This is a genomic window from Bacteroidales bacterium (assembly GCA_018334875.1).
GTDB lineage: Bacteria > Bacteroidota > Bacteroidia > Bacteroidales > UBA12077 > JAGXLC01.
The window spans coordinates 1-8,329 of record JAGXLC010000177.1; the positions used below are offsets into that span (position 1 = coordinate 1).

Genomic DNA, 8,329 nt, shown 5'->3' on the forward strand with positions numbered 1-8,329 from the left:
TGAGAGGCAGTCAGCATATCGACATCACTATAGGGATATAATCTTTTAACCGGCATGGTGTAGATGTTTAAAGAATGGTCATTTGGTCATGCAAAATACACAGAATATTTTAAAGATGCAAGATTTATACAATGATTGAATGAGGCTGAGGCTAAGGCTAAGGCTGAGGCTGAGGATAAGATAGAAAGGGCTAGGGGTGAATTACTACGTTCTCTCATATAATCATTTTTAGCATTTAACCCTAGCCCCTCTCTTAGTCTCAGCCTCAGCCTCAGCCTTAGCCTCCTTTTAAAAATCAGTTGGCAAAATTTGTCAGAATCTTCTGATGGTCATGACTCGAGGCAACAATTTGACAATGTAACCATTTAGCAATTCAATCTTAGCCCCTCTCTATCTTAGCCTTAGCCTTAGCCTTAGCCTCATTTCAATATTCATCGAAACCATCCGTTTCAAATATTGGTTCGATTTTTGATTATATTAAATTGGTGTTTACTTAAAAACCATTGTTATGAAACCATTCAGTATTCTTGCCATATTGTTTGCCCTCATGGCGGGCATGTTATCTTCCGTTTCAGCTCAGCAGGAGATAAATGAAGCGGCTCAGGGCAACAACCGCTTCGCCTTCGATCTTTTTGAGGAAGTACAAAAAGAAGGGGAAAATGTTTTTTTCTCGCCTTACAGCATTTCCTCGGCTCTGGCCATGACCTATACCGGTGCCAAAGGCGATACCCAAAAGGAAATGCAGCAGGTGTTCGGCTTCTCCGAAGATAAAAAAGCTCAGGCAAAGCATTATCATCTGCTGAATAAACACCTCGACACGCTGAATGAGGAGCGGGTTCAACTGAATGTGGCCAATTCCCTCTGGTGTCAGCAGAACTTTGAATTTTTGGATGAATTTCTGAACATTAACAAAAATTATTATCAGGCCGGCCTTGAGCGGGTGGATTTTCGGAACAACCATCCTGAAGCCCGCAGGAAGATCAATGAATGGGTGGAGCGGGAAACCAACCATAAGATCAGTGATCTTATAACAGAAGACATGTTGAATCCTTCGGTGAGGATGGTACTTGCCAATGCCATATATTTTAAAGGTATGTGGGAGTACCCTTTTGATAAAAGCAAGAACAGACCCGAGGTATTTTATGTGAGTGAGAAAAGGAAAACGCACGTTCCTTTTATGCGTCGTTCTGTTTCTGTAGAATACTATGAAGATGAACTGGCGCAGGTTATCGAGTTGCCCTATTCCGGTAAGGATTTATCCATGATGATCCTTCTGCCCCAGGAAGTTTTTGGGATCGGTCAACTGGAGTCGAAGCTGGATGCAGAGCTTTATGAGGAATATCAGGAATCCATGTTTACAAAAAAGGTGGAGCTGTGGCTGCCCAAATTCAAAGCAGAGACACAGTACAATCTGAACGACCCTTTGATCAACCTCGGAATGAAAAGTGCCTTCTCCAAAGGTGCGGATTTTTCGGGCATGACCGGCAGAAAAGAGCTTTTTATAAGCGATGTGGCCCACAAGGCTTTTATTGAGGTAAACGAAGAAGGAACAGAAGCAGCCGCTGCCACAGGTGCGGTAATGAGCAAATCTTCACTGGTGAAAAAGGTGGAATTCAAAGCCGACCATCCTTTCATCTATCTGATAAAAGATAACCGCACAAACGCCATCCTGTTTATGGGAAGGCTGAATGAACCGGTGCCTAGTGGAAGATTGTAATTTGACGCTTGTAATTTGTGATTTATACTTTTACCTTCCTACCTACTTCAGAATATCTTAAAAATCTTCTTCTCTCAGAATTTCTATAAACAAATTTTTCGGTGAATTTTTGTTTGTGTATTTTTTCGTATTGAATTTTTTTTAATATTGACTTCTGATAAAAATATTAATGTTTGATGAATAAAGCGCTTAAGGATTATATAGTATTTTGTCATTCAATATGATAATTTTGAGGCATTTTACTGATCATCCGGAATTGCGCCATTTAAAAATCTTTTAATATGAGAATTGTATTTATCGGAGCAGGTAACGTGGCTACCAATCTGGCTATGGCGTTGAGAAAGTCAGGTCATGAGATCATTCAGGTGTACAGCCGGACTAGCGAGTCTGCTGAAGAACTTGCACACCAGGCAGTAGCCGAACCCATTACGGAACTGAACCGCGTGGTTGCAGATGCGGACATTTATTTTATTGCTGTGAAAGACGATGCTATGGAGGAAGTATTGAGCCAGTTTCCTCACAATGATGTTTTTATGGTGCATACTGCAGGAAGTGTTTCCATGGATGTGCTCAGTGATTGTACCAATGATTACGGTGTGTTTTATCCCCTTCAGACTTTCACCAAAGACTGGCTATCCGATTTTTCGGATATACCCCTCTGTATTGAAGCCAATACAGATAAAAATTTGAATATTCTGGGAGAACTTGCAGATACATTGTCAAACAACGTATATAATATAGACTCCATGCAGCGTCTGTATCTTCATGTTGCTGCGGTTTTTGCCTGTAACTTCATCAATTTTATGTTTGCTTCTGCTGAAAACATTCTTAAACATCATGATATACCTTTCAATGTGCTGAAACCACTGATCAGAGAAACGGTGGACAAAGCGCTCATTCATTCTCCTTTAAAATCCCAGAGCGGCCCGGCCTTCCGGGGTGATAATCAGACCATCGAAAAGCACCTGGAATTGCTTTCCCATTCAGAGAAATTGCAAAATTTGTATAGATTTGTCAGCGATTCAATCATGGATTTTTATCAGTCAAAAGGGGAAGAGAATGGGCAATTTTAAGGAAGAGCTGAACAAAATCAGTACTTTTATATTTGATGTAGATGGGGTTTTTACAGACGGAAAGATTTATATGCTGGAGCATAATAAATTTGTCAGAGGTTTTAATATAAAAGATGGTTTCGCTGTTAGATATGCTGTTCAGCAGGGCTATACCATAGCCATCATTTCAGGCGGAGATTCCGAGATGGTCAGAAAGCGATTCAGTGACCTGGGCATAAAGGATATATATTTAAACATTACAGATAAAATGGAAGCCCTGGAAGACTTTTATTTTAAGTACAACATTGATCCGGATTCTATAATGTTTATGGGCGACGACCTTCCGGATTACGATCTGATGAGAAAATGTGGTGTACCTACCTGTCCTTCCGATGCTGCTGAAGAGATTAAATCGGTTGCCAGCTATATTTCCAGCTTTAAAGGCGGGGATGGATGCGTGCGCGATGTCATTGAGCAGGTGCTCAGGTCGCAGGGAAAATGGATGTAAATAGGGATTTGAGATTTGATATTTGGTGCTTTTTTACATGAATGTTATGTATACTTATCTGAAACTCATCCGGTATCCCAACCTTATTATTGTCGTATTAACTCAGTACCTGATGCGATGGGGTATCATTGAACCCATGCTTGAGGTGAATCGGTTCGATCTTCAACTGGATTCCTTTCATTTCTTCCTTCTTGTTCTGTCCACGGTTTGCATTACTGCCGCAGGATATGTGATCAACGACTATTTCGATACCCACACCGATCTGCTCAACCGGCCCCGTGAAGTGCTTGTAGGCACCAAAATTCACCGCAGGTTTGCGATGATCTTTCATTTGGCATTGAACATGGTTGGGATTGGATTGGGATTGTATCTCTCTTTTCATGTGGGTATACCCTATTTGGGTTTGATTTTTCCACTTGTTGCAGGGGTGTTGTGGTTTTATTCCACTACCTATAAAAGGCAGTTTCTGGTGGGCAACATCCTGGTGGCTCTACTGACGGCCCTGGTACCTTTAATGGTGGTTGTATTTGAAATTCCAATGCTTAACGAGGAATATAAAGAATTGCTCTTGCAGCAAAATATGAATTTTATGTACCTTTTCCATTGGGTACTTGTTTTTGCTTTCTTTGCCTTTATAATGAATCTGATGCGTGAGATCGTTAAGGATATTGAAGATTATGAAGGCGACCGCGTTTACGGCAGGAATTCATTACCGGTAATTCTGGGCGTAAGAACATCCAAAAATATTGTCAACCTGTTGATATTAATTACAATGGCAGGGCTGAATTACGTGTTTTTCAGTTATCTGGAAGATACCATTACATTGATTTATTTCTCATTGTTTTTGTATTTGCCTTTTGTATTTTTGATCGTTAAAAATGTAAAAGCCACTGAGAGAGCAGATTTTGAGTTTATAGGTAACGTGTTAAAGGTCATCATGCTTTTTGGAATTTTATATGCTTTGGTGGCCAGGTATATCATACAAACACAGGTTATATGAAATTCTATGAGGAGATAGCAAAATACAAGGTTATACTGGGTTCCCAGTCACCGCGCAGACAATACCTTTTAAAAGAACTTGGGATCAAGTTTGATGTCAAATTGAAGCAGATGATTCAGGAAACTTATCCCGAAGGCCTTACCGGTGAGGAGATACCCCTTTATCTGGCAAGGAAAAAAGCCGATGCCTTTAACGATGAACTGACGAAGAATATGATCGTTATCACTGCCGATACGATCGTTTGGAAAGAAGGCCAGGTATTACAGAAACCAAAGGATCAGAAAGCGGCTTTTGATATACTGCGCTCACTTTCTGGTATGGCGCATCAGGTATATACAGGTGTCTGCATCCGTTCGATGAATCAGAGGAAAAGTTTTTATTCCAGAACGGATGTTCATTTCAAAAAACTTACCGATAAAGAGATCTGGTATTATATTGATAAATACGAACCTTTCGATAAAGCCGGATCGTATGGTATTCAGGAATGGCTGGGTTACATTGGGGTAGAAAAAATTGAAGGCTCTTTCTTTAATGTCATGGGACTTCCTGTACAGGAGTTATATGTGGAGTTGAGCGATTTTCTGGACAAACAGCAATCTAAATCTTAATATTCCGTATGACAAAAAAATTTGTCTTTCCCCTTGTTTTATTTTTTGCTTTATTCAGTTATTCCTTTGCCGGTGAGGGTATGTGGATCCCCAGCCTGTTGGAGAAGTTCAATATTGATGACATGCATGAGGAAGGGTTCAGGCTTTCTGCTGAAGAAATATACAGCATCAACCATTCCAGCCTGAAGGATGCGGTGGTTGTTTTTGGCGGCGGCTGTACCGGTGAACTCATCTCCGATCAGGGCTTGCTGCTTACCAATCACCATTGCGGTTACAGTTATATTCAGAAGCACAGCACCGTTGAGAACAATTACCTGGAAAACGGATTTTGGGCTGGTTCGAAGAAGGAAGAAGCTGCTAATCCGGGACTTACCGCCACTTTTCTTGTACGCATCGAGGACGTTACCGAGCGGGTACTGGAAAATGTAGACGACAATATGACGGAAACAGAGCGTCAGGCAGCAGTGGATGAAACAATAAAGTCCCTGGAGCAGGAAGCTACGGAAGGAACCCATTATAATGCTGTCACCAGGCCCTTTTATTATGGCAATGAATATTATATGTTCATCTATGAAACATACAGGGATGTAAGGTTGGTGGGGACTCCCCCTTCATCCATAGGAAAGTTCGGCGGTGACGAGGACAATTGGATGTGGCCCCGCCACACCGGTGATTTTTCCGTGTTCAGAATTTATGCAGATAAAAATAATGAGCCGGCCAAATATTCAGAAGAAAATGTTCCCTACAAGCCCCAAAAACATTTGCCCATATCCCTGGAAGGATATGAAAAAGGTGATTTTACGATGGTCATGGGCTATCCCGGCAGCACAAAGCAATATCTCACTTCTGATGCCGTCAGGTTGATACAGAAATACCGAAACCCCCGGCGGATCAAGCTCCGCGACAAGCGGCTGGAGGTAATGGAGAAATATATGGACACAAGCGAGGCCATTAATCTGAAATATGCTTCTAAACAGTCCGGGGTGAGCAATTCATGGAAGCGTTGGAAAGGGGAGGTCAGGGGACTGAGGCGCATGAATGCCATTGAAAAAAAGGAGCGGCTGGAAAAGCAATTTAAAAAGTGGGTTGGACAAAACACCGGAAGAGAGAACGACTACGGTGGCCTTATACAGAGGTTTGGAGAGGTGTACCGCGATTATAAACCCTATGTAATAGCCAGTGATCATTTCAGGGAGGCCGGGTATTATGCCATCGAGCTGTTGCAGTTTGCTTCCCGCTGGGATCAGATGGTACATGTTAAGAATCAGGAGCAGGTTGACAGAGTCAGTTCCCGTATGGATATACAGGATTTTTATGGAAGTTATGTTCCGGATATCGACCGGGAGATTTGTCCGCAGATGCTCCGGAATTATCATAAAAATGTTAAAGAGAAATTCCATCCCCGGATTTTCCAGACGATAGAGGAGCAATTCGATGGTGATTTCAAGGCTTATTCCAGGCATCTTTTTGACAACAGTATGTTTGTTGATTCAGCAGAAACACGGAAATTTCTTGAGAACTTTGAACCGGAGGATACTACAGCCATCATGGAAGATCCGGCTTATAAGCTTGCGGACAGCTTCCTGGATGTGTACTACCAAACCATCAGGCCCGGATATGAACGCTATAACACCCGGCTGGACAGTATGTACAGAGTCTATGTCAGGGGTCTGAGATCGATGCAGGAGGATAAGGTATTCTGGCCCGATGCCAATTTTACCATGCGGGTGGCCTATGGCGAAGTGAAAGGGTATCACCCGAGAGATGCGGTTGTTTACAACCATCAGACAACCCTCGGTGGAGTTATGGAGAAAAACCGGAAAGGACTCAAAGACTATCAGATACCTGACAAGCTTCGTACATTCTATGAAGAGAAGACTTATGGCCGGTATGCCAATGAAGAAGGCGAGATGCCGGTATGTTTTATTGCCTCTAACCATACCTCTGGCGGCAATTCAGGTAGCCCGGTCATCAATGCCAACGGTGAGCTCATCGGTATCAATTTCGACAGAAACTGGGAAGGTACCATGAGCGATATCATGTACGATCCTGCACAATGCCGGAATATTGCTGTGGATATACGGTACGTACTGTTCATAATCGACCGGTTCGCGGAAGCGGATTATTTGATAGAGGAGATGACGGTGGTTGAGTGAAGAATAGTTGGCAAGGGGCAATGGGCAGCTTACTATATTGCAGAATCAAATTTAAGGAAATAAGATTTAGTAAGACAGTTGGTCCCGCATTCTGCGGGAGCAAGGGGCAGTTGGCAAAATTTGCCAGAATCTTCTGATGGTCATGGCTCGAGGCAACAATTTGACAATGTAGCCATTTAGCCATTTAACAATTTATCAATTATATACCAACCACTTCTTTATTTCAATCTTCTACTCTTAGCCTTATTCTAAAAATTATATAAGCTCTTATATTGCGCTCCATGAGAAGCATGGAGGTCTTATTGACTTGAAACAGTTGGAGCGCTATGGGTTCGGTAGTTTACTTTCCCCGGGTTTCACCCGGGGTTATCGCTGTTTGACCCCTCCGGGGTCTGGTTATTGCAGTAATCTAAATACTTATTGTATTCTTCGAGATGCCTTAGCTTACAGTTCATTCCTGAATGAAAAGCCTCATTAATTTTTGATCATGGCATCGTTAAAATCAAATTCTTTGGAAACAACACCTCTTGCCGTCAGCGACGGCAAATAGCGATAGAGAAACCCTACCCCCAATATCATTGGCGCCGCGTAGCGTGCGCGACAGATTACAGATTAGCGAAGTCACCATTAATCGTATGCTCAGACAAAGTGCTTTCTTAGGTCAGACTCAACTATATAAGTTCTTATATTGCGCTCCAGGAGAAGCATGGAGGTCTTATTAACTTTAAGCAGTTGGAGCGCTATGGGTTTGGTAGTTTACTTTCCCCGGGTTTCACCCGGGGTTATCGCTGTTTGACCCCGGGGTCTGGTTATTGCAGTAATCTAAATACTTATTGTATTCTTCGAGATGCCTTAGCTTACAGTTCGTTCCTGAATGAAAAGCCTCATTAATTTTTGATCATGGCATCGTAAAATCGAATTCTGTAGAAAAACACGTATTGCCGTCAGCGACGGCAAATAGCGATAGAGACATCCCCCCAATATCATTGGCGCCGCGTAGCGTGCGCGACAGATTAGCGAAGTCACCATTAGTCGTATGCTCTGACGAGGTGCTTTCTTAGGTTAGACTCAACTATATAAGTTATTATATTGCGCTCCAGGAGAAGCATGGGTGTCTTATTGACTTGAAGCATTTGGAGCGCTATGGGTTTGGTAGCTTACTTCCCCGGGTTTCACCCGGGGTTATCGCTGTTTGACCCCTCCGGGGTCTGGTTTGCAGTAATCTAAATACTGCAGGTTAAAGCTTACTACATGCTTCCATCATACCGGCCAGTTCCTCCTTTTCGAA

The 8,329-nt window shown here is 42.5% G+C and carries 6 protein-coding genes; all 6 read left to right on the top strand.

What is annotated here, in order from left to right; translation table 11 throughout:
* Window positions 1-508: 508 nt before the first annotated feature.
* The 6 genes from KGY70_13340 to KGY70_13365 all read left to right on the top strand — a co-directional run bounded on the left by KGY70_13340 (window position 509) and on the right by KGY70_13365 (window position 7,041).
* Window positions 509-1,717: a serpin family protein gene (locus KGY70_13340; GenBank protein ID MBS3776172.1), complete on the top strand. Its 1,209-nt coding sequence runs from the start codon at window positions 509-511 to the stop codon at window positions 1,715-1,717.
* A 281-nt stretch (window positions 1,718-1,998) separates the two neighbouring features.
* Entirely contained in the window at window positions 1,999-2,790 is a 792-nt protein-coding gene (locus KGY70_13345) for a DUF2520 domain-containing protein (GenBank protein MBS3776173.1), read from the top strand.
* Window positions 2,777-3,277, top strand: a complete 501-nt coding sequence (locus KGY70_13350; GenBank protein ID MBS3776174.1) for an HAD hydrolase family protein — start codon at window positions 2,777-2,779, stop codon at window positions 3,275-3,277. The genes KGY70_13345 and KGY70_13350 overlap by 14 nt, the downstream gene beginning before the upstream one ends.
* Before the next feature lie 46 nt (window positions 3,278-3,323).
* On the top strand, window positions 3,324-4,277 hold the full coding sequence (locus KGY70_13355; protein MBS3776175.1) for a geranylgeranylglycerol-phosphate geranylgeranyltransferase: 954 nt from the start codon (window positions 3,324-3,326) through the stop codon (window positions 4,275-4,277).
* The gene (gene maf, locus KGY70_13360) at window positions 4,274-4,885 is read left to right on the top strand and encodes a septum formation protein Maf (protein MBS3776176.1); all 612 of its coding nucleotides are present in this window, start codon (window positions 4,274-4,276) and stop codon (window positions 4,883-4,885) included. Before KGY70_13355 ends, maf begins: the two co-directional genes overlap by 4 nt.
* Window positions 4,886-4,893: 8 nt before the next feature.
* Window positions 4,894-7,041 (top strand): S46 family peptidase, encoded by a 2,148-nt coding sequence (locus KGY70_13365; protein MBS3776177.1) that lies wholly within the window; start codon window positions 4,894-4,896, stop codon window positions 7,039-7,041.
* Window positions 7,042-8,329 lie beyond the last annotated feature (1,288 nt).

Excerpts from the sequence above, each read along its gene's own strand:
- KGY70_13355 (MBS3776175.1), top strand. The coding sequence starts at position 3,324 with ATGTATACTTATCTGAAACTCATCCGGTATCCCAACCTTATTATTGTC.
- KGY70_13350 (MBS3776174.1), top strand. The coding sequence starts at position 2,777 with ATGGGCAATTTTAAGGAAGAGCTGAACAAAATCAGTACTTTTATATTT.
- maf (MBS3776176.1), top strand. The coding sequence starts at position 4,274 with ATGAAATTCTATGAGGAGATAGCAAAATACAAGGTTATACTGGGTTCC.
- KGY70_13340 (MBS3776172.1), top strand. The coding sequence starts at position 509 with ATGAAACCATTCAGTATTCTTGCCATATTGTTTGCCCTCATGGCGGGC.
- KGY70_13365 (MBS3776177.1), top strand. The coding sequence starts at position 4,894 with ATGACAAAAAAATTTGTCTTTCCCCTTGTTTTATTTTTTGCTTTATTC.
- KGY70_13345 (MBS3776173.1), top strand. The coding sequence starts at position 1,999 with ATGAGAATTGTATTTATCGGAGCAGGTAACGTGGCTACCAATCTGGCT.